Source organism: Roseobacter insulae, from assembly GCF_019375555.1.
Classification (GTDB): domain Bacteria; phylum Pseudomonadota; class Alphaproteobacteria; order Rhodobacterales; family Rhodobacteraceae; genus Roseobacter; species Roseobacter insulae.
In genome coordinates this window covers 459,518-483,157 of the sequence record NZ_JAHXDN010000001.1, presented here as the reverse complement: position 1 = coordinate 483,157, position 23,640 = coordinate 459,518, and the positions used below count along the sequence as shown (strand labels likewise).

The 23,640-nt window shown below is 59.2% G+C and carries 24 protein-coding genes; 11 read left to right on the top strand and 13 right to left on the bottom strand.

Annotation, left to right across the window (positions count from 1 at the left end; translation table 11 throughout):
* Positions 1 to 95: 95 nt before the first annotated feature.
* The 5 genes from KX928_RS02400 (at position 96) to KX928_RS02380 (ending at position 7,093) form a co-directional block, all read left to right on the top strand.
* Entirely contained in the window at positions 96 to 3,185 is a 3,090-nt protein-coding gene (locus tag KX928_RS02400) for an ABC transporter transmembrane domain-containing protein (protein ID WP_219498422.1), read from the top strand.
* A gap of 12 nt (positions 3,186 to 3,197) precedes the next feature.
* Complete coding sequence (locus KX928_RS02395; protein ID WP_219498420.1) at positions 3,198 to 4,097, top strand: CPBP family intramembrane glutamic endopeptidase; 900 nt, start codon at positions 3,198 to 3,200, stop codon at positions 4,095 to 4,097.
* A gap of 57 nt (positions 4,098 to 4,154) precedes the next feature.
* Positions 4,155 to 5,108: an acetyl-CoA carboxylase, carboxyltransferase subunit beta gene (accD, locus tag KX928_RS02390; protein ID WP_219498418.1), complete on the top strand. Its 954-nt coding sequence runs from the start codon at positions 4,155 to 4,157 to the stop codon at positions 5,106 to 5,108.
* The gene (locus KX928_RS02385; protein ID WP_219498416.1) at positions 5,105 to 6,379 is read left to right on the top strand and encodes a bifunctional folylpolyglutamate synthase/dihydrofolate synthase; all 1,275 of its coding nucleotides are present in this window, start codon (positions 5,105 to 5,107) and stop codon (positions 6,377 to 6,379) included. The genes accD and KX928_RS02385 overlap by 4 nt, the downstream gene beginning before the upstream one ends.
* A 147-nt stretch (positions 6,380 to 6,526) precedes the next feature.
* A complete protein-coding gene (locus KX928_RS02380) occupies positions 6,527 to 7,093 on the top strand; it encodes a hypothetical protein (RefSeq protein ID WP_219498414.1) in 567 nt (188 codons plus the stop codon).
* On the opposite strand, the gene zapE is transcribed toward KX928_RS02380, so the two are convergent.
* A complete protein-coding gene (gene zapE, locus KX928_RS02375) occupies positions 7,090 to 8,148 on the bottom strand; it encodes a cell division protein ZapE (RefSeq protein ID WP_219498412.1) in 1,059 nt (352 codons plus the stop codon). The genes KX928_RS02380 and zapE overlap by 4 nt on opposite strands.
* Positions 8,149 to 8,280: 132 nt before the next feature.
* On the opposite strand from zapE, the gene KX928_RS02370 reads away from it, so the two are divergent.
* On the top strand, positions 8,281 to 9,522 hold the full coding sequence (locus tag KX928_RS02370) for an MFS transporter (RefSeq protein WP_219498410.1): 1,242 nt from the start codon (positions 8,281 to 8,283) through the stop codon (positions 9,520 to 9,522).
* On the opposite strand, the gene KX928_RS02365 is transcribed toward KX928_RS02370, so the two are convergent.
* The 7 genes from KX928_RS02365 to mbfA form a co-directional block, all read right to left on the bottom strand.
* A complete protein-coding gene (locus KX928_RS02365) occupies positions 9,519 to 10,442 on the bottom strand; it encodes an alpha/beta fold hydrolase (RefSeq protein ID WP_219498408.1) in 924 nt (307 codons plus the stop codon). The genes KX928_RS02370 and KX928_RS02365 overlap by 4 nt on opposite strands.
* Positions 10,439 to 11,356, bottom strand: a complete 918-nt coding sequence (locus KX928_RS02360) for an ornithine cyclodeaminase family protein (protein WP_219498406.1) — start codon at positions 11,354 to 11,356, stop codon at positions 10,439 to 10,441. Before KX928_RS02360 ends, KX928_RS02365 begins: the two co-directional genes overlap by 4 nt.
* Positions 11,353 to 11,973 (bottom strand): HAD-IA family hydrolase, encoded by a 621-nt coding sequence (locus tag KX928_RS02355; RefSeq protein ID WP_219498404.1) that lies wholly within the window; start codon positions 11,971 to 11,973, stop codon positions 11,353 to 11,355. The genes KX928_RS02360 and KX928_RS02355 overlap by 4 nt, the downstream gene beginning before the upstream one ends.
* Positions 11,974 to 11,997: 24 nt before the next feature.
* Entirely contained in the window at positions 11,998 to 12,453 is a 456-nt protein-coding gene (locus KX928_RS02350) for a YaiI/YqxD family protein (protein WP_219498402.1), read from the bottom strand.
* Complete coding sequence (gene fghA, locus KX928_RS02345; RefSeq protein WP_219498400.1) at positions 12,450 to 13,280, bottom strand: S-formylglutathione hydrolase; 831 nt, start codon at positions 13,278 to 13,280, stop codon at positions 12,450 to 12,452. Before fghA ends, KX928_RS02350 begins: the two co-directional genes overlap by 4 nt.
* A 67-nt stretch (positions 13,281 to 13,347) precedes the next feature.
* Positions 13,348 to 14,277, bottom strand: coding sequence for an AEC family transporter (locus KX928_RS02340; protein ID WP_219498398.1), 930 nt, complete (start codon positions 14,275 to 14,277; stop codon positions 13,348 to 13,350).
* A 36-nt stretch (positions 14,278 to 14,313) separates the two neighbouring features.
* Positions 14,314 to 15,288, bottom strand: coding sequence for an iron exporter MbfA (gene mbfA, locus KX928_RS02335; RefSeq protein WP_219498396.1), 975 nt, complete (start codon positions 15,286 to 15,288; stop codon positions 14,314 to 14,316).
* 137 nt (positions 15,289 to 15,425) lie between these two features.
* Here mbfA and KX928_RS02330 point away from each other — a divergent pair, with 137 nt between their 5' ends.
* Positions 15,426 to 16,043, top strand: a complete 618-nt coding sequence (locus KX928_RS02330; RefSeq protein WP_219498394.1) for a TetR/AcrR family transcriptional regulator — start codon at positions 15,426 to 15,428, stop codon at positions 16,041 to 16,043.
* 83 nt (positions 16,044 to 16,126) lie between these two features.
* A complete protein-coding gene (locus tag KX928_RS02325) occupies positions 16,127 to 17,788 on the top strand; it encodes a Y-family DNA polymerase (protein ID WP_219498392.1) in 1,662 nt (553 codons plus the stop codon).
* A 55-nt stretch (positions 17,789 to 17,843) separates the two neighbouring features.
* On the opposite strand, the gene KX928_RS02320 is transcribed toward KX928_RS02325, so the two are convergent.
* Positions 17,844 to 18,350 (bottom strand): fasciclin domain-containing protein, encoded by a 507-nt coding sequence (locus tag KX928_RS02320; RefSeq protein ID WP_219498390.1) that lies wholly within the window; start codon positions 18,348 to 18,350, stop codon positions 17,844 to 17,846.
* Positions 18,351 to 18,466: 116 nt separating this feature from the next.
* On the opposite strand from KX928_RS02320, the gene KX928_RS02315 reads away from it, so the two are divergent.
* Positions 18,467 to 18,805: a hypothetical protein gene (locus tag KX928_RS02315; protein WP_219498389.1), complete on the top strand. Its 339-nt coding sequence runs from the start codon at positions 18,467 to 18,469 to the stop codon at positions 18,803 to 18,805.
* 374 nt (positions 18,806 to 19,179) lie between these two features.
* Here KX928_RS02315 and paaK read toward each other — a convergent pair whose 3' ends face one another.
* Positions 19,180 to 20,493 (bottom strand): phenylacetate--CoA ligase PaaK, encoded by a 1,314-nt coding sequence (gene paaK, locus KX928_RS02310; protein ID WP_219498386.1) that lies wholly within the window; start codon positions 20,491 to 20,493, stop codon positions 19,180 to 19,182.
* A complete protein-coding gene (paaI, locus tag KX928_RS02305) occupies positions 20,490 to 20,888 on the bottom strand; it encodes a hydroxyphenylacetyl-CoA thioesterase PaaI (RefSeq protein WP_373274786.1) in 399 nt (132 codons plus the stop codon). Before paaI ends, paaK begins: the two co-directional genes overlap by 4 nt.
* 164 nt (positions 20,889 to 21,052) lie before the next feature.
* On the opposite strand from paaI, the gene KX928_RS02300 reads away from it, so the two are divergent.
* Positions 21,053 to 21,400: a DUF2794 domain-containing protein gene (locus KX928_RS02300; protein WP_219498383.1), complete on the top strand. Its 348-nt coding sequence runs from the start codon at positions 21,053 to 21,055 to the stop codon at positions 21,398 to 21,400.
* An 88-nt stretch (positions 21,401 to 21,488) separates the two neighbouring features.
* On the opposite strand, the gene KX928_RS02295 is transcribed toward KX928_RS02300, so the two are convergent.
* Positions 21,489 to 22,277 carry a C40 family peptidase gene (locus tag KX928_RS02295; RefSeq protein WP_219498381.1) on the bottom strand — a complete coding sequence of 263 codons (789 nt, stop codon included), beginning with the start codon at positions 22,275 to 22,277 and terminating at the stop codon, positions 21,489 to 21,491.
* Between the two features lie 149 nt (positions 22,278 to 22,426).
* Entirely contained in the window at positions 22,427 to 22,807 is a 381-nt protein-coding gene (locus KX928_RS02290; RefSeq protein ID WP_219498379.1) for a hypothetical protein, read from the bottom strand.
* Positions 22,808 to 22,953: 146 nt separating this feature from the next.
* On the opposite strand from KX928_RS02290, the gene KX928_RS02285 reads away from it, so the two are divergent.
* A complete protein-coding gene (locus KX928_RS02285; RefSeq protein WP_219498377.1) occupies positions 22,954 to 23,604 on the top strand; it encodes a carbonic anhydrase in 651 nt (216 codons plus the stop codon).
* Positions 23,605 to 23,640 lie beyond the last annotated feature (36 nt).

The window sequence follows — 23,640 nt, the reverse complement described above, 5'->3', positions numbered from 1 at the left end:
TGATAATTCTGCGACCCTAAGTTTACCGGGCACCTTTTTTCCGTGCATCAGGCGCCACTGTGGTTCGTGGTCCGTCCAACACCGAAAGCCGCTTAATGGAATCTTCTCTCTTCGCCTTCATTTGGAAGTTCTCCAAACGGGAACAGCTCTTTTTGCTGTTTTTCACGCTGTTCACCTTCCCCTTTCTTTACGCGACGCTGGAACTGCCCAAGCGCATCATCAACGACGCAATCGGGGCGCAGAACACCACCATCGATGTCTTCGGTATGGTGATGACGCAAACGCAGTTCCTCATGGCGCTGTGTTTTCTGTACCTCGGGTCGGTCCTGGTGCATGGCCTGCTGAAAATGCGGCTGAACACGATGAAGGGAGTGTTGGCAGAGCGCCTGTTGCGACGGTTCAGATACAAGCTGATCAATCGGATGATGCGCTTCCCGCGCGTGTATTTCCGCAACACCAGCCAGGGCGAACTGGTGTCCATGGTCACCTCCGAGGCGGAGCCGATGGGCGGTTTGATGGGTGATGCTGTCGCGCAGCCTGTCTTCCAGGCCGGTCAGATGCTGATCATCGTGGCGTTTCTCTTTGCGCAGAGCATCTGGTTTGGCCTTGCGGGCGTGGCGCTGATCCCGCTTCAGGCCTATGTCATCCCGATCCTGCAGCGTCAGATCAACCAGCTGAACAAAAAGCGTATTGTCGAAGTCCGTCAGTTCTCCTCCGAAATCGGCGAGACCGCGGCGGGCATTGGCGATCTGCGCACCAACGGTGGTCTTCGGTACCGGCTGGCGGTGTTCACCGACAGGTTGGGACGGCTCTTCAACATTCGCTTCCAGATCTACCAGAAAAAGTTCTTCATGAAGTTTCTCAACAACTTCATCACGCAACTGACGCCGTTTTTCTTTTACTCGGCCGGGGGTTATCTGGCCATTCGCGGCGACATCACCGTCGGCGCGCTGGTGGCGGCACTGGCTGCCTACAAGGACCTCAGTTCTCCCTGGAAGGAGCTTTTGACCTATTACAACCAGGTTCAGGACATGTCTTTGCGGTGGGAGATCGTTGTCGAACGCTTTGCGCCCAAGGACATGATCGACGAAAAGCTCTTTGAGGGGGAACCCGAGGAAATTCCCCGTCTTGATGGCGCCATTTCCATCAGGAATGTCACGGTGCGCAATTCCGACGGCAACGCCGTGCTTGAAAACATCGACCTTGAGATTCCGGCGGGCGCGCGCGTGGCTATTCAGGCGACAAGTCAGATCGAACGCACTGCCTTCGCCGAGGTGCTGACCCGCGAAGTCATGCCGACGAGGGGCAGCGTTACCATTGCCGGACGCGACCTTGCCGACATGCATCAGGCGGTTATTGCCGCCCGCATAGGTTACGCGCATTCCAGACCCTATCTCTTTGATGGCACCTTGGGTGACAACCTGCTGATGCCGCTGAAGTCCAGCCCCAAGACCGTCCTTTGGGACCCTAATCAAAAAGACAAACAAAGCATCGAGGCGCAGAGATCCGGGAACAGCCCGGACAGTATTATGGCCGATTGGGTGGACCCGGGCCTTGCCGGTCTGAACTCGACAGAGGAAATTCGCGGGTGGTGGTTCCAGCTGGTCGAAGCGATGGGCATTGATGAAATGATGTTCCGCTTGACGCTGAAGTCGCGGATGGACTTCGAGCGCCACGCACAGCTGGCGGCGAACATCGTCGAGATGCGCGACGAAATCTACGACAAGCTGGTGGAGCGGGGCCTAGACGGTGTCGTGAACCGGTTTCATCCGGATGAATTCAACCCGTCGATACCGCTGGGCGGCAACCTGATGTTTGCCTCTCCAAAACGCGATATCTCGCAGCGTGGCCTCGCGGCAGAGCAGGATTTCCTCGCCTTGATCAGCGAATTGGGGTTAGCGGAACAGGGGATCGCGATTTCTCAGACCCTGATCGAAACGCTGCACCAGACCTTTGGCATGGACGGCACGAGCCATCCGCTGTTCACCGCGTTGGGCATCGAGGACGAGCTGTATGAGCGGTTGGTGGATATCGCCACACGGCGCCAGGAAAAAGGCGATCAGGCCTTGACCGAGGAAGAATTCGCCCTGCTTCTGACTGTGCCTTTTGCATTCACCGCCGAACAGATCGGACCGGGTTTTCCGGACAGCTTCAAGGAAGAGATCCTGCAGATCCGGAAATCCAAGAGCGATGAAATGCGCGAACGGATGAGCGGCCTTTTCGTGCCGGTGGCCCCGGAAAACTATTTGCCGCGGCTGACGCTGATGGAGAACGCCCTCTACGGCAAGATTTCCGCGATAGCCGGTGTGCAGGGCGAGTTGGTGGAAGATCTCGTGGCCGAAGTTCTGGAAGAACATGGACTCAAAAGGCAGGTTGCCGAAACCATTCTGGATATCAAGACCGGCCTTGGCGGGTCCAATCTGGCCAGTGCGTTTCAGGAACGCGCCGCGTTCAGTCGCGCGGGCATCAAGCGCCCCGACGTGCTGATCCTTGACACCGTGCTTGCCAGCCATGATTCAGAAAGCCGGGTCCGCACCCGGGCGAAATTGCAGGATTTGTTGCCAAACACCACGATGATCTTTCTGGAAGACAAATTCAAGAACCCCACCGCATACGACCTTTTCGTGGAAATTCGCAATGGCCGCATCGACGGTGTGGAGCAGGCGGATTTGCAAGACACCGAGGACAGCGGCTCGGACGATCTTCGGCGCAAAATTCGCGTCATTTCCCGTACCGACCTGTTCTCCGATCTGGACTCGCGCAACCAGCGTCTTCTTGCATTCTCTGCGCAGTGGTACACGGCGAAAAAGGGCAAACGCATTTTCGCGATGGGTGAACGCGCGGATGCCGCCTACCTGTGCCTCTCCGGGAACGCGATGATGGGGTACCGCGATGACGATGAAACCTGGCATGACGTGACGGCAGTTGGCCCCGGTCGTCTCATTGGTGATCTGGCGATTATTCTGGACGAGCCAAGGCAGTTGGACCTGATCGCGCGGGAGGACACCAAGTTCCTGCGCATCGGCGCCGATGAGTTCAGGTCGGTGATCGAAACGGACCCGACAGTATTGATGAGCTTGTTGCGCACCGTTGCCGGGCATCTGACCGGCGCGGCGGAACTGCTGCGTGAGGCGCGGCTTGACGTGCCGCAGAATGACGACGATACCGCGACGGAAGACGCCTGAGGAATGTATGTCATGTTCAGGCGTAATGACTACATCGCGCATGAAAGCCTTGTAAGCCCGGCGCGCCAATCGGCGCAGGTTTGGCGCCTGATCATGGGGCTGACCATCGCGTCCGGGGTCTATCTGATCTGCAACCAGACGATGTTCCGGACGCTTTATACATGGCAGGGCAAGGACGCGGTAGCGTTCGCGCAGACCCTGACCGAAGGCTCAACGCCATTTGCGATGTACCTGATGCTCCTGAGCTTTGGCTTCATGACGCTGGGCGTGGCGGTTGCACTCAGGGTGGTGCATCACCGTGGATTACCCGCGGTCCTGGGTGACAGACGGCTTTTTGTGCAGCAGTTACAGGCGGTGCTGATCCTCTTGGTGCTGATTAACGGCGCGATCTGGCTTCTGCCACCGTGGGATATGGGCGCGCCTCTGGTGCCCAATATGAAGCTGGGTTTGTGGGTGCTTCTGTTGCCCGTATCGCTCCTTGCGGTCTTTGTGCAGGTCAGTGCCGAAGAAGTGCTGTTTCGCGGTTATATCCAGCAGCAACTGGCGGCCCGCTTCAAATCCCCTCTTGTCTGGATGGTGATGCCTGCGGTCTTGTTCGGGTTCGGGCACTACTTGCCTGACGCGGCCGGCTCCAATGCCACGGCAATCGCGCTCTGGGCGGTTGTGTTCGGCCTGCTGATGGCGGATCTGACAGCGCGCGCCGGCACGCTTGCGCCCGCGATCGCGGTGCATTTGGTCAACAACGTCACCGCCATACTGATTGTCTCCCTGCCCGATGACCTCTCGGGTCTGGCGCTCTACCTCAGCCCCTTCAATTTGCAGGATACCGAGGCCGTCCGGGCGTGGCTGCCGGTGGATTTCGGCTTCATGATCGTCAGCTGGCTGGGCGCGCGTCTGGCGATCCGGCGCTGATTGCACTTTCCCCGCGACCTGACTATTTAAGAGCGAAGGGACGCCAAAGGAACAACCATGAACTGGATCACCAACTACGTCCGGCCACGGATCAACTCGATCTTTTCGCGCCGCGAAACACCGGACAACCTGTGGACCAAATGCCCGGAATGCGGAACGATGCTGTTCCACCGTGAGGTGTCCGACAACCTGAATGTCTGCACCAATTGCAATCACCACATGCACATCACACCGAGAGACCGGTTTCTCGCGTTGTTCGATGGTGGCATTTTCACCGAAGTGAAGGTCGATGCACCAAAGCCTGACCCGCTGAACTTCCGCGATCAGAAACGCTATCCGGACCGCCTGAAGGCAGCGCAGAAGCAGACCAATGAGGCCGAAGCGATGCTGGTCGCCAGCGGGGAGATCGGCCGCACACCGATTGTCGCGGCGGCGCAGGATTTCTCCTTCATGGCCGGGTCGATGGGCATGTATGTCGGCAATGCCATCATTGCGGCGGCTCAGGAGGCGGTAAAGCTGAAGCGCCCGCTTATCCTGTTTTCGGCGGCAGGTGGGGCGCGTATGCAGGAGGGGATTCTGAGTCTGATGCAGATGCCGCGCACAACGGTTGCGGTGGAAATGCTGAAAGAGGCCGGGTTGCCATACATCGTGGTTCTGACCCACCCGACAACTGGGGGCGTCACCGCCAGTTATGCGATGTTGGGCGATGTTCATATTGCGGAACCCAATGCTCTGATCTGCTTTGCCGGGCCGCGGGTGATCGAACAGACGATCCGCGAAAAACTACCCGAAGGATTCCAGCGGGCGGAGTACCTGCTGGATCACGGTATGCTGGACCGGGTCACGCCGCGCGGCGAAATGCGCGATGAACTGATTTCCATCACCCGTATGCTGCTCGGATTACCACCTGCCGTCAGGGGGGATTTGCCACCACCCGAACCGGGTGCGGACCTGCCTCACGCGCTGTCTGACGAGGAAGATCGGGCAACGCCGGAGACGGCCAAGAAATGACCGCCAGATCATCGGACATCATCCTTGAGCGGATGATGGCCCTGCACCCCAAGATCATCGATCTGACGTTGGATCGTATGTGGCGGTTGCTCGATGCCCTCGGGAACCCGCAGGACGATCTGCCCCCGGTTATCCATATCGCGGGGACCAACGGCAAAGGATCGACACAGGCGATGATCCGGGCGGGTCTGGAAGCGGCCGGGCATCGTGTCCATGCCTACACCAGCCCGCATCTGGCGCGGTTTCACGAACGCATTCGCGTCGCCGGATCGCTGATCTCTGAACCCGACCTCACCGCGGTGCTGGACGAGTGCTATGCCGCCAACAAGGGCAAGACCATCACGTATTTCGAGATCACCACCTGCGCGGCTTTTCTTGCCTTTGCGCGCGCGAGGGCGGATTACACCTTGCTGGAGGTCGGCCTGGGCGGGCGGCTGGATGCAACCAATGTGATCGCACATCCGAAAATGACCGTCATCACGCCTGTTTCGGTAGATCATCAACAGTTTCTGGGTGATACACTGGGCCAGATCGCTTTCGAGAAGGCCGGCATCCTCAAGCGCAATGTACCCTGCGTCGTGGCTCCTCAGGAGGAAGAGGGTCTTGATGTCATCGAGAAGGTTGCCGCGCGCGTTGGCGCTCCCCTGATCGCCTATGGTCAGCACTGGCATGTTGGCCCCGAACGCGACGGTATCGTCTATCAGGATGAAACCGGGCTGCTGGATTTGCCGAAGCCCAATCTGCCCGGGGCGCATCAGGTGATGAACGCCGGTGCGGCACTGGCGGTTCTGAGGCACTTTGGACTGGATAACGCCGCCTGCGAGGCAGGGGTGACCGGCGCACAGTGGCCCGCACGCATGCAAAAGCTCGCGACCGGCCCTCTTGTGGAGAATGCGCCGGGGATAGAGCTTTGGCTGGACGGCGGGCACAACCCGGCGGCGGGCGAAGCGCTGGCCGCCCATCTGACTACCCTGCCTGATCGGCCCACCTATCTGATCTGCGGCATGCTAAAGACCAAGGATATCGGGGGATATCTGCGTCCTTTGGCGCGCGTGGCGCAGGGTTTGATCGCCGTGTCCATACCCGGTGAAACCAATACCCTTCCCGCCACGGCCACGGCCGAAGAAGCAAGGGCTGCAGGCTTTGATGCAGACACCGCGGACAGCGTGCCGGAGGCGCTGGCACAAATCGTGTCCAAAGATCCCGCTGCCCGGGTCCTGATTTGCGGATCGCTCTACCTTGCGGGCGCAATTTTGCGCGAAAACGGCTGATTTGCGAAGTTTTCCACAACCCCAGATTTAGTAGTGCCTGCACAATGTTGACGTGCGGGCAAGCGCACCCCTATATGTTGCGGCGGAGTACGACGTGCAGTTGCTGACCTCTTGGGTGGGGTTGGCCTGCATATGGGGGATAGCTGAATGAATGTGCGAGATCGGGAGCCTTCTCCCGAACTTGATTTGAGCCGTATGGTCACACGGCCGCACGCGCCGTCACTTGCAATCTGGTGGCTGCTTGCGACAGTACTGCTGCTTGGGGCTGTGACGGCTCCGGCCATCCTGTTCTGGCGGTCCGAACCTGCTGGGAGTGCGGAATATGTCTCTGCCGCGGCGGGCCAGCCCGAGGAGGTGACGCGGGCCACGACCGGGCTGTTGGATGCCCTTCCGGTGCCGCCGGGTGACCCGGTCAGCCATCAGTTGCGCCAACCCATCCGGCTGACCGACCGAAGCGCGAAGAACCACGACCTGGGCCATCTCACCGCACGGGCGCTTGCCCGGTTCAACCATACAACCGTGCCGGGTGACGCCTTGCACAGGGTGCTGGTTCAGACGCTGGCGGAAGGGCAGAGCGATGCCTACATCGATGCGGCCCTGAACGCGGCCCTGTCACGGGGTGAGTTCGCGGCCCCGATTGCGCTGACAACCCCATTCGGAGAAATCGACACGCCAAGGTTGTTGGCGGTCGTTCTGGCCGAAGCAAAAGGCTAGAAGCCCCAGCCGTCCGATTGCATCTCGCGCAGTCGCGATGCGGTGCGTTCAAACTCAAATGTGCCTTCACCTTCGAGGTATAGCATCTCAGGTTTCGCTGCGGCGGAACAAATCAGCCTGACCTTGGCCTCGTACAGGGCGTCAACCAGCGTCACGAACCGTTTGGCCTCGTTGAAATTGTTGCGCGACAGGGTGGGGATGTTGTCAAGCATCAGGACCCTGACCGCGTCGGCCAGCGCGAGAAAATCCGCAGGTCCCAGAGGCTTGCCGCAGAGATCATGAAATCCGGCCCGGGCGACACCGTTTCTGAACCTAGGTATTTCAACCTCGCGGCCCTTGACCTTCAGGATCAGCTTTTCGCCGCGCCCGCCCGTCAGATCCTGCCACACACGATCCATTTCGGCGCGGGCATCGGCGTTGACAGGCGTAAAATAAACCGGCTGCCCTCCCAGCCTGTCCTGCCGGTAATCGGTGGGGCTGATCAGTTCCACGACATTCATCCGCTCTTTGATCAGGTCGATGAAGGGCAGAAACAGGTCGCGGTTCAGCCCATCCTTGTACAGGGCGTCGGGCACCCGGTTGGAGGTTGTTACAACGACAACGCCATCTGCGAAGAGCGCCTCAAACAGCCTGCCGACGATCATCGCATCCGTGATGTCGGTGATCTGCATTTCGTCGAAGGCTAGTAATCTGACAGAGGCCGCCACATCCGCCGCAACCGGGGCGATGGCATCCTCCACACCGGTCTTGCGCACCCCGTGCATGGCCGCGTGTATCTCTTGCATGAAGGCGTGAAAGTGCACGCGGCGGGCCGGTATGTCGCCCAGGTGTTCCACGAACATATCCATCAGCATGGATTTTCCACGCCCGACCCCGCCCCAGAGGTAAAGGCCCTTGGGGGGCTCGGGCGCCTTGCGAAACAACCCTTTCCTGACCGGCACGTTCAGGCCGTCGCGGATGCGTTCAAATTCAGGCATCACCGCCAGTTGCGCGTCATCCGGTTGTAACGCGCCATCTGCGATCAGGTTTTCGTATATTGCGCCCAAGGATTTCATTCTTCTGCAATAGCGCGCGCATGTGGCAGAGAAAAGGCCATCCATTCAGCAGTTTCTGTGATGGCTGGATCAGAAACGCTGATTTGACCGGTGCGGTGTCGGCGATAGTATTGCCCTAACGGAGGCTTCCACATGCAAACCCGCACCCCCCTTTTCACGCCGGTGCTTATCGTCGGCTGCGTGATCATCATTGTCAGCTTCGCCATTCGCTCGACCTTCGGCGTCTTCCAGATTCCGATCGCGGAAGAGTTTGGCTGGCTGCGCGTCGAATTTTCGCTTGCGATTGCGATCCAAAACCTCGCCTGGGGCATTGGCCAGCCCATTTTCGGCGCCCTGGCGGAAAAGATCGGCGACAAGAAATCGATTGTTCTGGGGGCGCTTGTCTATGCGCTTGGTCTTCTGCTGACTGCGCAGTCGACCACGCCCATGGAACACCAGCTCTATTCCTGGCTGGTAGGTTTCGGGATCGCCGGGACAGGCTTTGGTGTCATTCTGGCGGTGGTCGCGCGGGCAGCCTCCGATGAAAACAGGTCCATGTCGCTTGCAATCGTCTCCGCTGCGGGCAGCGGTGGCCAGATTTTCGGCCCGCCCACGGCGGAATGGATGCTGGGGTTCATGACATGGCAAATGACCTTCGTGTTTTTTGCCGCAGCGATTATTCTTGTGCTGCTCACGCTGCCGATGATGCGCGCGCCGGCCATGGCGACCAAGACGGAGCTGGAAGAGAGTCTCGGGCAAATTCTGATCAAGGCGTTCCGCGATCCGTCCTACACCTTCATCTACCTCGGTTTTTTCTCCTGCGGATACCAGATCGCCTTTGTCACCGCGCATTTCCCTGCCTTCGTGACAGAGCTTTGCGGGCCAATCATGCCGGGTGGCACGTTGGACAGCATAGGGATCAGCACAACGTCGGCCCTCGGAGCGGTTGCCATTTCGCTGATCGGGATCGCGAATATTGCCGGTACGCTGCTGGCCGGCTGGGCAGGTAAGCACTACTCCAAGAAATACCTGCTGGCGGGCATCTATCTGGGGCGCACGGTGATTGCAGCGCTGTTCATTATCTTCCCCATAACACCGACCAGCGTCATCTTGTTTTCCATCAGCATGGGGATGCTGTGGCTTGCGACGATCCCGCTGACGTCCGGTCTCGTGGCGCATATCTACGGGCTGAGATACATGGGCACGCTTTATGGCATCGTCTTTCTAAGCCATCAGCTGGGCAGCTTCCTCGGTGTCTGGCTCGGGGGGCGGATGTATGACGTCTACGGAGATTACACGCTGGTCTGGTGGATCGGCGTGGGCGTGGGTGCATTCAGCGCGATCATACACCTGCCGATCCGCGAACGGCGTCTGGAAGGTTTGCAGACAGCTTAACCGGATTGATGGGTGAAGGCATTGATGTGTTCCAGCACGTCCGGCGTATGGGAATAGGGCAGCCCGTGACCGGCATCTTCGATCACCGCCTGCTGCGCATCGGGGTTCCACTCTGCCAGCCGCGCGGCAGCGGCAATCGGTATGACCGCATCGTCGCGCCCCCAGATCGCCAGAACGGGGATGCCCGCCTCTTGCACGGTGGCGTGGTCCGGTTGCAGATCCTCGGACAACATCCCGCGCATGCTTGCATGGACCGCGGGGATAAACCCACGCCAGTTCAGTTCCGCCTCCTGCAGGGCGTTAATGCCCTCAACACTCGTGGGTTGGTCTTTTTCAACTTTCAGCCCGGCGCGCAGTATGGCGGGGTAAAGCTCCAGCATCAGCCATGTCCCGATGACCGGCGTGCGGGCCGCAAACCCGAGCACCCCTTTTGTCACAGTGCTCATGCCCGCCGGGGCAAGCAGAACGAGCTGCAGTATTCGGTCCGGCTGGCTGGCTGCGAAGATGGTGGCAATCGCTCCGCCCATGGAATAACCGATCATCGTGATGTCATCTTCGACGCCCTGATCGTCCAGCAGTTCGTTGAGCTGTTTCTGAAAAAAGGCCCTGTCTTGTGTACCGCGCACCCGGTCAGAGTATCCGCGCCCGTAGAGATCATAGACGAGGACGCGAAATCCCATGCGCGCCAGCCCTTGTGCTACACCCTTCCATACGAAGCTGGGGGTCGTCAGGCCGTGTACACAGACCGCCACCGGCCCATCGGACGGACCGTACCACTGAAAATGCGTCACCCCTTGCGACAGCGTGGCAAAATCGCCCGGCGCATTGGCTCGGGCGGCGTCTGTCATGCGTTTTCGCGTTGCCTCGATGATCAGCGGCGTTGCCACGATGGCTGCAATGACCAGATAAACCCAGATCATCGATCTGCTTCCCACCGGTCGAGAATGTAGCGGCTGGTCATCAGGTCAAGATGAGCGCCGCCGCCGTTTTTGAAAAGCGTGATTTCATCGTCGGAGCGTCGGGCGAACTGCTCTGGCGCGTAATAGTCGGCCACAATGTCGTTTGCCGAGATCACACCGGTTTCGATCGGAATTTTGAGCTCTCCGATGTGCCCGATTGTGGTGTCCAGACTGTCCACGAAAATGCGCGCGCGCCGGAGCGCTGTGTCATCAACTTCGCGCATATCGGGGCGGTATGCCCCGATCAGGTCGAGATGCTGACCGGGATGCAGCCAGTCGCCTCTGATCACCGGGTTGGTGGACATCGTGGCGCTGGTGATGATGTCGGCTGTCTGAACGGCAGCTTCAAGGTTCTGCGCCACTTTGAGACCGGGCACCTCCGCGGCCATTTCCTCCGCCCTTTGCGTGGTGCGGTTCCAGACCGTGAACTGCGCGTCAGGAAAGGCGGCGCCATAGGCGGCGTGCAGGCCACGCGCCTGGGTCCCGGCCCCGACGATCAGAATATTGCGGCTGTCCGGGCGGGCAAGCCTGCGTGCGGCGAGCAGGCTGTCGCCGGCTGTCTTCCACTTGGTCACGAGGTGGAAGTCTATGATCGCCTGTAGCGTCCCGTCATGATCGGAAAAGAGCATGACGCCCCCGTTGATCGACGACGCTCCCCGGGTGGTATTGCCGGGAAAGACCGTTGCAGATTTGACGGCAAGGCCCAGCCCGTCAATCCACGCGGCACGGTTGAGCAGCGTATCAGGGTCGCGATAGAGGAATGTGTCGGCAATCTCCGCTTTTGGGCGCCGGTGACCTTCCGCAAGGGCGTCGGTCAGGTCGAGCCAATCGAGAGATGCCTCACCCGCTTCAAAAGAGATTACGATCGCACTCACCGCGCTTCATCCGGCGTCAAAAGGTCCGTGGCAACCAGACGGTCCGCCCATCCCTGCGCGCCTTCGAACAGATGGGTCTGCCACCCGCGCGCACTTGCGGCAGCGATGTTTTCCGCGCGATCATCGGCGAAAATCAGATCGGTGCCGCCGAGACCGGATGTGCCTTCAACACGGGAATAGATATCCGGATCGGGCTTGGTGACCTGCAGGTGGCCGGAGATAAAGTCCCGGTCAAATTCATTGAGAAACGGATAGTGGGTCGCGGCAAATGCATAGCTTTCCACACCAAAATTCGTCAATGAAAAAACTGGGATACTCTTGGCCTGCAGGGCTTTCATCAACCGAACGGAATGGTCGATGACTGGCGTTGCCATTTCAATCCACCGGTCGTGCCACATGCGGATTTCATCTCGCCATTCGGGTGTTGCATCGGCCTGTGCATAGATCGTTTCGGTAAAGGGATGACCGCGGTCGACCAGTTCGTTCATGCCGTGCAGATCAACCTCGTCAAACATTGCGCGCCTGCGGTCTTCGCCGATAACGGCGTCGTAAAAACGCTCTGGCTGCCACTCGATCAGCACATTGCCGATGTCAAATATTACCGCTTTTGGTTGCATGATCTGCCCAGTCAGTATTTCGCTTCAATGCTGTGCCTTTGCGGCCCGCAATACACGTTCCAATGCGTCCAGAAAACGAGAGCGGTCAGCTTTTGTAAAGCCCTTGCCACCACCTTGCCGGAACGGATCGGCTGCGCGCAGGTCCGCCATCAGGTCGCGGGTCGCCAAAACGTTGCCGATATTGGCCGCCGTCAGTGGCTCGCCGTTGTGTTTGAGCACCAGCGCGCCCGCTTCGACGCATTTCGCCGCAAGTGGGATGTCGCCGGTGACCACGACATCGCCCTTGCCGCATCGATCTGCGATCCACATGTCCGCCACATCCGGCCCGTCCGGGACAATCACGGTTTCGACCAGCGGGTTTTGCGAAGGGCGCAGGCCACCGTTTGACACTACATACATCGTCACACGGTGTCGCGTGGCGACCTTTTCCGCCTCGGCCTTGACCGGGCAGGCGTCGGCGTCGATGAAAAGCCGCGTCATGCGTAAAGCGCATCCGCGTGAAAGGCCATGTGCTCTTCCATGAAGGTGGAAACGAAGAAATAGCTGTGGTCATAGCCCGGTTGCATGCGCAGGGTGGCCTGTTGACGACGCGATGCAATGGCCTGCGCCAGAGCTTCAGGATTTAACAGGTCAATGAACTGGTCTTGTGTTCCGGTGTCGATCAGCACAGGGCCGTCGAAGCCGTTTTCCTGCATCAGCAGCGTCGCGTCATGGCCGATCCATTTGCTTTCATCGGCGCCGAGATAGGCCGTGAGTTGCTTGCGCCCCCACTCGCTGGCCGTCGGGTGCGAGATCGGTGCAAAGGCAGAGACGGATTTAAAACGTCCCGGCAGGGCCATCGCCATGGTAAGCGCGCCATGCCCGCCCATCGAATGGCCGGTGATGGCCTGCCGCGACAGGTCCACCGCGAACCCGTGATCCAGGACCTTGGGAAGTTCCTCGGTGATGTATGTCCACATCTGATAATGCGGGGCCCAGGGGTCCTGGGTCGCGTTGACATAAAAGCCCGCACCTTTGCCAAGGTCATAGGCTTCGTCATCGGCGACGTCATCGCCGCGCGGCGATGTATCGGGGAAGACCAGTGCAATGCCATGCTCCGCCGCCCAGGCCTGTGCGCCCGCTTTGACCATCGCGTTTTCATGTGTGCAGGTCAGGCCCGACAGGTACCACAGCACCGGGACCGGGCCATCCGAAGCTTCGCGCGGTAAAAAGAGGCCAAACGTCATATCGCAAGCGCAGCTTTGCGACGCATGAGAGTAGACGCCCTGCGTGCCGCCGAAGCAGGCATTTTCAGAGAGGGTTTCCATAGCAGGCTCCTGTTGGTCCGTTACCTGTTGGCTACCTTTTCAAGACGATTGCGGCAAGCCCCGGTGATCAGACAGGTGACACCCAGGCAATGATCCCGCTGACGGTGATGATGCTGACCATGGTCGACACCAGAATAGCTGCCGAGACACGGTGTGGTGCGACGCCGTAGTGTTGTGCAAGGATATAGACATTGCCCGCGACGGGCAGCGCTGCGGCGGCGATGATCACCGCCGCGAAATAGGGATCGGCGGGAAACAGGTAAAGCACGCCAATGGCGACGAAAAACGGATGCAGGCCCAACTTGCAAAAGGTCAACCAGCCTGCGATCTGTAGTCTTTCTGCGGATTTGCTGGCAAGCGATGCCCCGATGGCGAAGAGAGCACCCGGTGTGGCTGCTCCTCCCAGAATGCTCAGAAATTCATTGGCCGGTGCCGGGATTGGCCATTCCGAATAGGACCATGCGAGTCCGACGACGATTGCAACGATCATCGGGTTCCTGATCAACCCAAGCCCCACGGTGCGCAGAATGCCAAGGTTCACGCGCCCGTCGCGCGACCCCGTAATGAGGATAACTATGAGGCTGGAAAATACGATCAGGTCAACGGCGAGCGCCATCATGATGGGCCCGATCGCTGCCTCACCCATCAGCAGTGTCAGCATCGGCACGCCGAGAAATCCGACATTCCCGATGGCTGCGCATTGTGCTTCGACCGCGCTTGTCGCGACATCCAGCTTTCGGATGTAGGCCACGACGGTTGCGATCAGATAGACCGCCATTGTGCCGAATAAGTAGCCCGATACCAGATTCGCGTCCCAGACATCGGCCAGTGACAGGTTCGCGGAAAATCGAAACAGCATGGCCGTCAGGGCGAAGTAGAAGACGAACTTGGTAAGGTACGCGGTCGCCTCTTCGGTGAAAAACCGGGTGTAGCCTGCCCAGTATCCCAAGCCAATCAGCGCAAAGAAGGGGACCGTCTTGAGAAAGATTTCAATCATAAGGCGTTGCTAGTCGGAAGCGGGGAGGCCTGCAAGTCAGCCTGATCCGATCAGGACACCCGCTGCGAAAACCAGAGCCCCTCCCAGGACCACCTGCAGGGTTGCGCGCCAGAATGGCGTGTCCATATAGCGGTTTTGGATCCATGCAATGGCCCAGAGTTCGATGAAGACCAAGACAATCGCGATAACCGTTGCCGTCCAGAAGTCTGTGATCAGGTAGGGCAGGGCGTGACCCAGCCCACCCAGCGTGGTCATGACGCCGGATGCGACGCCCCGTTTGATCGGCGAGCCGCGCCCCGACAGTTGCCCGTCGTCAGAGGCAGCCTCGGTGAAACCCATCGAGATACCGGCGCCGACCGAGGCTGCAAGCCCGACAAGAAATGTTGTCCACGTGTCCTGCGTGGCAAATGCCGTTGCGAAAATCGGGGCCAGCGTTGATACGGACCCGTCCATCAGACCGGCCAACCCGGGTTGCACCCATGTCAGCAGGAACTGCCTGTGCGCGGCTTCTTCCTCGGTCTGTCGTGTTTCCGGATCGAGGTGTTTTGCCTCAAGGTCCTCGGCGGTCGCCTGATGTCCCGCTTCAGCCGCCGCCAGGTCACCCAGCAACTTGCGGGTGGCGGCGTCTGTGGTCCGTGCCGCTGCCGCGGTGTAGAATGCCTCCGCTTCCCGTTCCATCGCCCCGGCTTCGGCACGGATGCGTTCCAGCCCGAGATTTTCGATCAGCCACACCGGACGACGGTTGTAATATCCGGCCACATGTTCGCGTCTGATCAATGGGATGACATCACCGAAGCGCTGCTTGTGCAGATCGATCAGGCGCTTCCTGTGCTCATCCTCTTCCCGCGCCATGCCTTCGAAAACGAGGGCGGAATCGGGAAATTCCGCCCGCAGCGCCTCGGCGTAGCCCCGATAAATACGCGCATCATCCTCTTCCGACGAAATGGCGAGTGCAAGAATTTCCTGCTCGCTCAAATCGCGGAACCTTTTGCGGGAAAACGAAAAACGCATTGCTCAATCCTCAAATTTTAGAACGGTTCTAACTTAATGTCTTTGGCCAAACAACCAGGTTTGCGCAAGGTCGTGCTGGAATTTGCTTGGAACTGAACGGTTCGGTTTATATCGTGTGAAGGTGTATCGGAGGATCTATGACGGCCACAGCAGAAATGATCCGCAAGGGTCGAAAGTTCGACCAGGTGCTTGAGGGCGCGCGGCGGGTGTTCATGTCTGATGGGTTCGAAGGGGCCAGCGTGGACGAGATCGCACGGGTTGCGAATGTGTCAAAAGCCACGTTGTACAGCTATTTTCCAGACAAGCGGTTGCTGTTCATGGAAGTGGCGACGACAGAATGCCAGCGCCAGTCCCGCGATGCATTGGACAGCATCGACATGGCGGCGGAACCCGGTGAAGTCTTGCTGCAGACGGGCCGGCATTTTCTGCGGTTCATCACCTCGAAATTCGGTCAGCAGATTTTCAGGATCTGCGTGGCGGAATCGGACCGGTTCCCCGAGTTGGGGCAAAAGTTCTACAATTCCGGCCCGGCGGTCATGCGGGCGGAGATGGCAGCTTATTTCGAGCAGGCTGAGGCGCGTGGCGAATTGCGTATCGAGGATCGCATTCTTGCGGTGGATCAGTTTGGTGAGCTGTGCAAGGCGGATGTCTGGCCGCGGCTGATATTCGGGGTCACGAAAACGGTGACAGAAGCTGAAATCGAACGTGTCGTCACCGGCGCGGTTAAAACATTCATGGCCCGTTACGGCGCTTAGAAAGACTCGACTCCCGCTGCCCGGCGCTTTATCTCATTAAGAACAAAAAGAGAACAATTGAGTCTGCCAGTCCTTGCTGCCCTATGACTGACCGCCGTATCCTTTCGCTTTGGTTCCCGCATCTGGGGGCTGACCGGTTGATCCGCCGGAACCCTTTGCTTGGCAGTGTTCCCTTGGGGGTCGTGCAGGAACGAAACAATATGCAGGTGCTGTCTTCTTTGAACAGCGTAGCACTTGGATATGGCTTGCGGGTGGACCAACCCGTGCGCGACGCCCATGCGATGTGCGAAGGGTTGATCACACGTGCCCGCAGTGTACAGGGCGAGGCGGGGTTTCTGGCTTCTGTTCAGCGTTGGGCGGGCAAATTCAGCCCCTGGGTCGCACCAGAGGCGGAGGACGGTCTGGTCGTGGACCTGACAGGCTGCGCCCATCTTTTTGGCGGTGAGGAGCCATTGCTTGAAATCGTGCAGCAGGATTGCAACGATCTGGGGCTTGCCGTGCGCATGGGGTTGGCGGATACGCGCGGGGCAGCCTGGGCGCTGGCGCGGTTTGCCGGGCAGGTGGCAGGCTCGCACAGGTCTGGCGATGCCATTGATCAGGAAGCACGTGCAACCCGGTCGCGGGCCGGTAAACGGCGGCACTGGACCAGGGGCGGCGCGGCGCCCGTGGTTACCCTTGGCCGGGACGGGAGCGCCCACCGTATCGCGGCGCCCGGGCAGATGTATTCCGCCCTTGGTCCTCTACCCATCGCCGCCCTGCGTTTGGATGCAGAGCTGACCGCACAGCTGGCCCGTCTGGGGCTGCGCCGGATCAGTGATCTTCTGGGTCAGCCCCGGGCGGGTCTCGCGCGTCGGTTCGGACGGGGCCTGGTGATGCGGCTGGATCAGGCGATGGGCTCGGCACCGGAACCGGTATCGCCTGCCAGGCCAGCCGATCATTTCGCGGTTCGGCTGACGTTGCCGGATCCCATCGGGCTGGAGGATGACATCCTCGCGGGGCTGGACCGTTTGCTGCCACAGCTTTGCGCAGGGCTTGAACGCAAGGGGCGCGGTGCCCGACGGGTCCGGCTGCAAGCGTTTCGCAGCGACCATGGTATCGAAAGCATCGAGGTTGGTCTTGCCCGCCCGTCTCATGATCCGGATCGTATGCGCCCCCTGCTGGCGTTGAAGCTGGGCGAGATAGACGCGGGTTTCGGGATCGATATGCTGCGGCTGGAGGTGGTGCAGTCAGAACCCATATACACCCGCAGCGCCGTGGGTCACCTGGAAGCAGGCCATGCGGTGAACAAACGCCTGGCGCAAAATACCGCGCTGGATGATCTGATCGGGCGGATTGGGGCGCGCGTGGGGCTGGAAGCGATCACCCGGAGGCATCCTGCCTCCAGCCATATTCCGGAAAAGACCAGCACCGTTCTGGCTGCCGCATGGTCAGCGCCGAACTCAGATGACTGGCCAAAACCCGCAACCCCGCGCCCGGTGCTGATGTGGCGGCCGGAACCGGTAGGCGCGCCGGACACGCCGCAAGTGCCGCAGGTGTTTCGCTGGCGGGGGCAGGACCTGACCCGCCTGCGGGCCATCGGGCCGGAACGCATTGCCCCGGAGTGGTGGCTGGATGATCCGGACTGGCGTAGCGGGGTGCGTGATTACTGGGTGACGGACACGGCAGACGGTCAACGGTTATGGCTCTTTTACGGCCATGGCGGCACGATGTTGTCCGGCTGGTTCTGCCATGGATCTTATGCCTGAAGTGTAAAAACCCGCCGGGAGATCTCGGCGGGTTTTCCTGAAGCGAATGGCGTCGTTACTTGGGCAACAAGACCTTGTCGATCACGTGGATCACGCCGTTTGTCGCCAGAATGTCGGCCGATGTCACATTGGCATCGTTGACGCGCACTGTTGCACCGTACTTGCCGCCCGTAGCGTCGATATTGACGTTCTGACCCTGAACCGTGGCGACGCTCAGTTTCTGGTCAAGCAGCTGGTCGGACGTCACCGAACCCGGCACCACGTGGTAGGTCAGGATGCTCACCAGAGTGTCCTTGTTTTCCGGCAGCAGAAGAGAGTCGACGGTGCCCGCAGGCAATGCTGCAAACGCCGCGTCCGTCGGGGCAAAGACCGTAAACGGACCGGGGCTGCGCAATGTATCTTCAAGCCCGGCGGCCTGCACCGCCGCAACCAGGGTTGTGAAATTGCCGTTTGCAGCAGCGATGTCGACAATGTCGCTGCCCTGATCGGCTGGCGCACAAGCCGTAAGCCCGGCCAGCAGGCCCGCAGCTACGGTCGCTTTCAATGCAAAACGTCTGTTCATAATCTGTCCTCTCTCCCAACAAAATTGGACAACCCCACGCGCTCAGGCGCAGCAGGTATTGCCATGATTAAAAAGATACGAAGGAAAGAGTTTGGCAGATCACCCGCGCAGATTTATTGAGCGATTTTATGCTCAACCGAAATTCGACCGACGATCAGCCCATCAATCACCACGTAGTGCAGCCTCTAGGGCCGGATATTACGGCGTTCTCTTTTGCGCTTTCTGACCCCGGCCCTGAGATCGGAATGGGTTTTTCACCCAGCAATCTGCGGGCAATTGATTTCGGTCGGAAAAATGTCTTCAAAGATACGTCTCGGAGCTGGAAAATCCGCAACGATCGTACCGATTTGAACGCCATTGGGCCCAATCCGGCTTGCACGTCGCGCAACAGGCGCGTGCGGATGCTGTCATATTCCCCGTCGCTCTGTTCGGGGCTTTTCGACCTGCGTAAATGAACGAAAAACTCGTGCCCTCTTGTATCGGAGACTCCAAGCAGCTCAAGAATGAGCAGTCCAATGTGGATCAGATCGCGCAGCATCGGTTCGAATGTCTTGCCAAACATCGCGCTGAAGTGACTGTCGACATAGCTGAAAGAGCCATCCAGCCGGCTTAAATACGCGCGGCAGCAGTCCCTCACTTTGTTCTGAGGGATAAAAAATTGCACCGGAATGGCGGTGTCGATGTTGATTGCCAGATGCCGGGACTGGCCATCGACGTACCCGGAATAATCGCAGAAGGCTTCGAAAATGCGTGCGGGTGCGGGCAGTTCCGTGGGCCGGTGGCAGGCATCCAGCCAGTCCGACAGCCGGGTGGTTAGCCTCTTGAAGCACTACTTACTTTTAGGGCGCTTGTCCAAAATGCGAACAGCCTTGCCTTCGGAACGCGCGACAGCACCCACGCGCCCGACCTCCACGAAAACGCTGATCCCGATGGATTGCTTGATCGCAACAGAGAGAGCCTTGGCGCTCGCATCGCGGTCCGAGGCACCGATCGAGTTGTCAGCGGCTTCGCACAGGATGCGCATCTGGTCCATACGGTCGGGGCGGGTCAGCTCGATCTGGAAGTGCGGGGCCAGTCCGGTCGTGGACATCAGGGCCTCTTCGATCTGCGTTGGGAAGACGTTGACCCCGCGCAGAATGATCATGTCGTCCGACCGCCCGGTAACTTTTTCCATGCGCCGCATGGACCGCGCCGTGCCCGGCAAAAGGCGTGTCAGGTCCCGGGTGCGGTACCTGATGATCGGGAAGGCTTCCTTGGTCAGCGACGTGAACACCAGCTCGCCCTGCTCGCCATCCGCGACCACCGCGCCGGTCTCGGGGTTGATGATTTCCGGAAAGAAGTGGTCCTCCCAGATGTGCAACCCGTCCTTGCTTTCCACACATTCATTGGCAACCCCGGGACCCATGACCTCCGAAAGGCCGTAAATATCCACGGCATGCATGTCGAAGGCCTGCTCGATCTCCATCCGCATCGCATTTGTCCAGGGCTCCGCACCAAAGATGCCAACGTCCAGCGAGGACGCGCGCGGATCCAGACCCTGTGCCGCATATTCGTCCAGGATCGACAAGGCGTATGACGGTGTGACGGTGATGGCGGTGGGTTTGAAATCTTCGATCAGGCGCACCTGGCGGGGCGTCATACCACCTGAAATCGGCACGGTGGTCAGGCCAAGCGCATCGGCCCCGAGGTGAATGCCCAGACCCCCGGTGAAAAGGCCGTAACCATAGGCGTTATGCAACAGATCGCCCGGTCTGAGCCCGGCCGCCCGCAAGGATCTGGCGACCACGGCCCCCCAGTTTTCAAGATCATTGCGCGTATATCCAACCACCGTGGGCTGACCCGTTGTGCCAGATGACGCATGAATACGGGCGATTTGTTCCCGCGGCACTGCAAACATGCCAAACGGATAGTTGGCGCGCAGATCATTCTTTACCGTGTACGGAAATCTGGCGAGATCAGACAACGTATGCAGATCGTCGGGATGCACACCTGCCGCATCGAAGCTGTCGCGATAAAACGGAACGTTCTCGTAAGCGTGGCGCAGTGACCATTTCAGGCGTGTCACTTGCAGACTGCCGATTTCGTCTCGACTGGCAATTTCTATGGGGTCGAGGCTGCTGCGTTTCGGTGTCAGGTCTTTCATGCCTGGTCTCCATCTTCTGGGTAGTGCTGTCCGCTGATCGTGCGCGACAAGCCGCGAAACAGTGCAATAATGTCCCCTGCGTCGTTGGTGACGCGGACATCATAAGTGCCCGAGCGCCCGCTGCGAGCAGTTTCGACGGCCTCCGCGGTAAGGCAGTCGCCCTCCTGGCCGGGCTGCAGATATGTGATCTGGTTCTGTTGGGCGACTGTGAGTTGGTTATAGGTATTGCACGCGAAGGCAAATGCGGAATCTGCCAGCGTGAAAATGAAGCCTCCGTGGCAGATCGCGTGACCGTTCAGCATCTGCGGCCCAACAATCATGGTCAGGGTGGCGCGCCCCGGAGAGATTTTTTCGATCTTCATGCCAAGAGCCTGGCTGGCTGCATCCTTTCCCATCATGAGGGCGGCGCATTTCTCTGCGCGCTTTTGCGCTTCTGCCTGATTCATCAATTATGTTTCCAAATTTCCAGTCTTCGCGAAATTATGTAACAAATAGCCAAGCCTCTGTATATCCCAACCTGGGGACTTGATTTGAGGTCAGAAGAGCGCAAGTCTACGGTATGAACTTTCAGGTGCCACCGTCCAGCAACCTAACCCCGTTCCCGCCGGATCAAATCGCGTTCCATCGCAAGGAACTATCGATCATATTATCGCTTTATGGCCGTTTCGTCGCCGCGGGAGAGTGGCGGGACTATGGCATTTCATGCCTGCGCGACGTCGCCGTGTTCTCGGTGTTCAGACGGACGGCGGAAAACCCGCTGTACCGTATCGAGAAACGGCCGAAGATGCGGGAAAAACAGGGCATGTACTCGGTGGTGGGCCTGGATGGTCAGATCCTGCGGCGCGGCCATGATCTGAAAACGGTCCTGAGAGTTCTGGAACGCAAGCTGATCCGTGCCGTGGAGTGACCTGAGATAATCGCGGCCCTTCCGGGCCACACGATACTGGCGATCGCCTCCGGCAATCGCGTCTGGCACGCTGCCCGCAACGCCGCGGTCATGCCTGCAGGCGTTTATGCGCTGTGACGGGTCCGTCGCCCTGAGCCCTTATGCGGGCGATCGCGTCATCGATTCCTTCGCGGGCGACAGCCATATGGCCGGCATTGGCGTGGATGATGTGCGTGGTATCGCACACCAGAGCAACATGGCCTTTCCAAAACAGAAGATCACCCGGTTCATATCCGCTGTCGACTGGCAGGGCTGTTCCCAACGCCTGTTCCTGTTGATCGCTGTCCCCGGGGCAAGGAATGTGGCATGCCAGCAGCGCGGCCTGGACGAGACCGGAGCAGTCGATGCCCCAGCCGCTGTTCCCACCCCAAAGGTAGGGCGTGCCCAGAAACAGCTTTGCAATTTCAATCGGGTCTTCGGCCCGGTCGGAAATGCGGTGCACATGCTGACGCGGCACGTAGCCGTCAGCCGTTTCGATAAACGTCGCTGTTTCCGACACCGCTACAAGCTGGCTGCCGAAGGTCAAGCACATCTGATCGACCGACTTGAGGTCAGCGGCATCATAGCAGTGCGTCGTGCGCGCGGTGACCTGATGCGTGGCGGAACAGCATTGTCCCAAGGTATCAACGGGAACACATCCGCAATATCCGTCCTTTTTTGCGCGGACCAGCGACCAGCCTTCAGCTTCGTGAAGCACGGTGACGTCCTCGCCGTAGATCAGCTGGCGGTCACGTGGCCCCGCCGGGCTGCGGCACAGGTCTACAACCGGCGCAGTGATCTGCATCGGATCGGACCGTGTGGCCAACACAGGGTCCGGAAAGCTGCGCTGGTCGGTCATTGCGGCCACACTTCGATGTGCGGGCCTGCCGGTGGCTTTCGTATGGATCTGGCGCGAGGGTGTTGGTTGCACAGCAATATCATGAGCGGTGCCTTTCAGTGGGAACGGCGTACCACCAGACTAGCTCCTTTGGTGAACGGTGCAACCGGTCAGATCGTGATGTCCTGCAGGTCCCAGATCGCGGTCAGGGATTGTTCTCCGATCCGGATCAGCCGCGCGAGGGTTGCGGCAACCGCTGGCCCGTCCAGAGCATCGATGGCGTCGATGACGTCTGCTGCAACGCGGCTCAGAACATGCATGCCGATTTGTTCCGCGATGGCGATCAGCGACCGTGCGCATTTACGCAATTCGTCATGATTGCAGGCTGAGTGAAGCCTGCTGCAATGGGACAGGCGCAGCGCAAGTTCTTCCATCGCTCTGCAAACGACGTCTTCTGCGGCGGCTTCGCCGAGCTCGGAATATAGCGCGCCCAGGCGATCCTGGTCGACGTGCACGGTTTCTTTCAGCCTGATTTTCAGGACCTGATCCATTAATCTCACCCTTTTTCGCCCCCACGGCACGCGACGTTTATCGACCGAAATCCTATCCAAAGTGTTGAGACCACGTGCCGATTTCTCTCGAATTCGATGTGAATTCGGGATAGTTGCTCTCAACCACAAGAACGATCGGGACATCTATGGATCAGGCAAAACCGCTTCCGGGCTATCTGGTGCAACGCTATCAGGGCTGGAAAGCCACCGGATATGCAGAGAACAAAGCATGGTATCGACGACTGGCCAGTGATGGGCAGCATCCGCGGGCAATGGTCATCTCCTGCTGTGACAGCCGGGTACATGTCACCTCGATTTTCGGGGCGGATCAGGGTGAATTCTTCATCCACCGCAACATTGCGAATCTTGTGCCACCTTACGAGCCTGATGGCGATCATCACGGCACCTCTGCCGCCGTTGAATACGCGGTTACGGTCCTGAAGGTGGCGCATCTGATTGTTCTGGGTCATTCCAGTTGCGGCGGCGTGCAGGGATGCATCGACATGTGCAAGGGTCATGCGCCGGAACTGGAGCAAAAACATAGCTTTGTCGGCAGGTGGATGGATATTCTGAAGCCCAAGTATGACCTTGTGTCATCCGAAAAAGATCCTGGTGTGCAAGCGCAGCAACTCGAAAAACACGCGGTTCTGGCAAGCCTGGAAAATCTGATGACATTCCCCTTCATTCAATTGAGCGTGGACGAGGGTTTGCTGACCCTGCACGGTCTCTGGACGGACATCGGCGAGGGTGGGTTGGAGTATTTCAACACCGAAAAACAACTGTTTCTGCCTGTATGACCTTGATTAATTGAACGAGCGTTTTATTTTGCGTCC

Excerpts from the sequence above, each read along its gene's own strand:
- KX928_RS02290 (WP_219498379.1), bottom strand. The coding sequence starts at position 22,807 with ATGGATCAGGTCCTGAAAATCAGGCTGAAAGAAACCGTGCACGTCGAC.
- KX928_RS02380 (WP_219498414.1), top strand. The coding sequence starts at position 6,527 with ATGAATGTGCGAGATCGGGAGCCTTCTCCCGAACTTGATTTGAGCCGT.
- KX928_RS02300 (WP_219498383.1), top strand. The coding sequence starts at position 21,053 with ATGAACTTTCAGGTGCCACCGTCCAGCAACCTAACCCCGTTCCCGCCG.
- KX928_RS02400 (WP_219498422.1), top strand. The coding sequence starts at position 96 with ATGGAATCTTCTCTCTTCGCCTTCATTTGGAAGTTCTCCAAACGGGAA.
- zapE (WP_219498412.1), bottom strand. The coding sequence starts at position 8,148 with ATGAAATCCTTGGGCGCAATATACGAAAACCTGATCGCAGATGGCGCG.
- KX928_RS02365 (WP_219498408.1), bottom strand. The coding sequence starts at position 10,442 with ATGATCTGGGTTTATCTGGTCATTGCAGCCATCGTGGCAACGCCGCTG.
- KX928_RS02320 (WP_219498390.1), bottom strand. The coding sequence starts at position 18,350 with ATGAACAGACGTTTTGCATTGAAAGCGACCGTAGCTGCGGGCCTGCTG.
- KX928_RS02325 (WP_219498392.1), top strand. The coding sequence starts at position 16,127 with ATGACTGACCGCCGTATCCTTTCGCTTTGGTTCCCGCATCTGGGGGCT.
- KX928_RS02385 (WP_219498416.1), top strand. The coding sequence starts at position 5,105 with ATGACCGCCAGATCATCGGACATCATCCTTGAGCGGATGATGGCCCTG.
- accD (WP_219498418.1), top strand. The coding sequence starts at position 4,155 with ATGAACTGGATCACCAACTACGTCCGGCCACGGATCAACTCGATCTTT.
- KX928_RS02350 (WP_219498402.1), bottom strand. The coding sequence starts at position 12,453 with ATGACGCGGCTTTTCATCGACGCCGACGCCTGCCCGGTCAAGGCCGAG.
- fghA (WP_219498400.1), bottom strand. The coding sequence starts at position 13,280 with ATGGAAACCCTCTCTGAAAATGCCTGCTTCGGCGGCACGCAGGGCGTC.
- KX928_RS02285 (WP_219498377.1), top strand. The coding sequence starts at position 22,954 with ATGGATCAGGCAAAACCGCTTCCGGGCTATCTGGTGCAACGCTATCAG.
- KX928_RS02395 (WP_219498420.1), top strand. The coding sequence starts at position 3,198 with ATGTTCAGGCGTAATGACTACATCGCGCATGAAAGCCTTGTAAGCCCG.
- KX928_RS02330 (WP_219498394.1), top strand. The coding sequence starts at position 15,426 with ATGACGGCCACAGCAGAAATGATCCGCAAGGGTCGAAAGTTCGACCAG.
- KX928_RS02370 (WP_219498410.1), top strand. The coding sequence starts at position 8,281 with ATGCAAACCCGCACCCCCCTTTTCACGCCGGTGCTTATCGTCGGCTGC.
- KX928_RS02340 (WP_219498398.1), bottom strand. The coding sequence starts at position 14,277 with ATGATTGAAATCTTTCTCAAGACGGTCCCCTTCTTTGCGCTGATTGGC.
- mbfA (WP_219498396.1), bottom strand. The coding sequence starts at position 15,288 with ATGCGTTTTTCGTTTTCCCGCAAAAGGTTCCGCGATTTGAGCGAGCAG.
- KX928_RS02355 (WP_219498404.1), bottom strand. The coding sequence starts at position 11,973 with ATGCAACCAAAAGCGGTAATATTTGACATCGGCAATGTGCTGATCGAG.
- paaI (WP_373274786.1), bottom strand. The coding sequence starts at position 20,888 with ATGGGAAAGGATGCAGCCAGCCAGGCTCTTGGCATGAAGATCGAAAAA.
- KX928_RS02295 (WP_219498381.1), bottom strand. The coding sequence starts at position 22,277 with ATGACCGACCAGCGCAGCTTTCCGGACCCTGTGTTGGCCACACGGTCC.
- paaK (WP_219498386.1), bottom strand. The coding sequence starts at position 20,493 with ATGAAAGACCTGACACCGAAACGCAGCAGCCTCGACCCCATAGAAATT.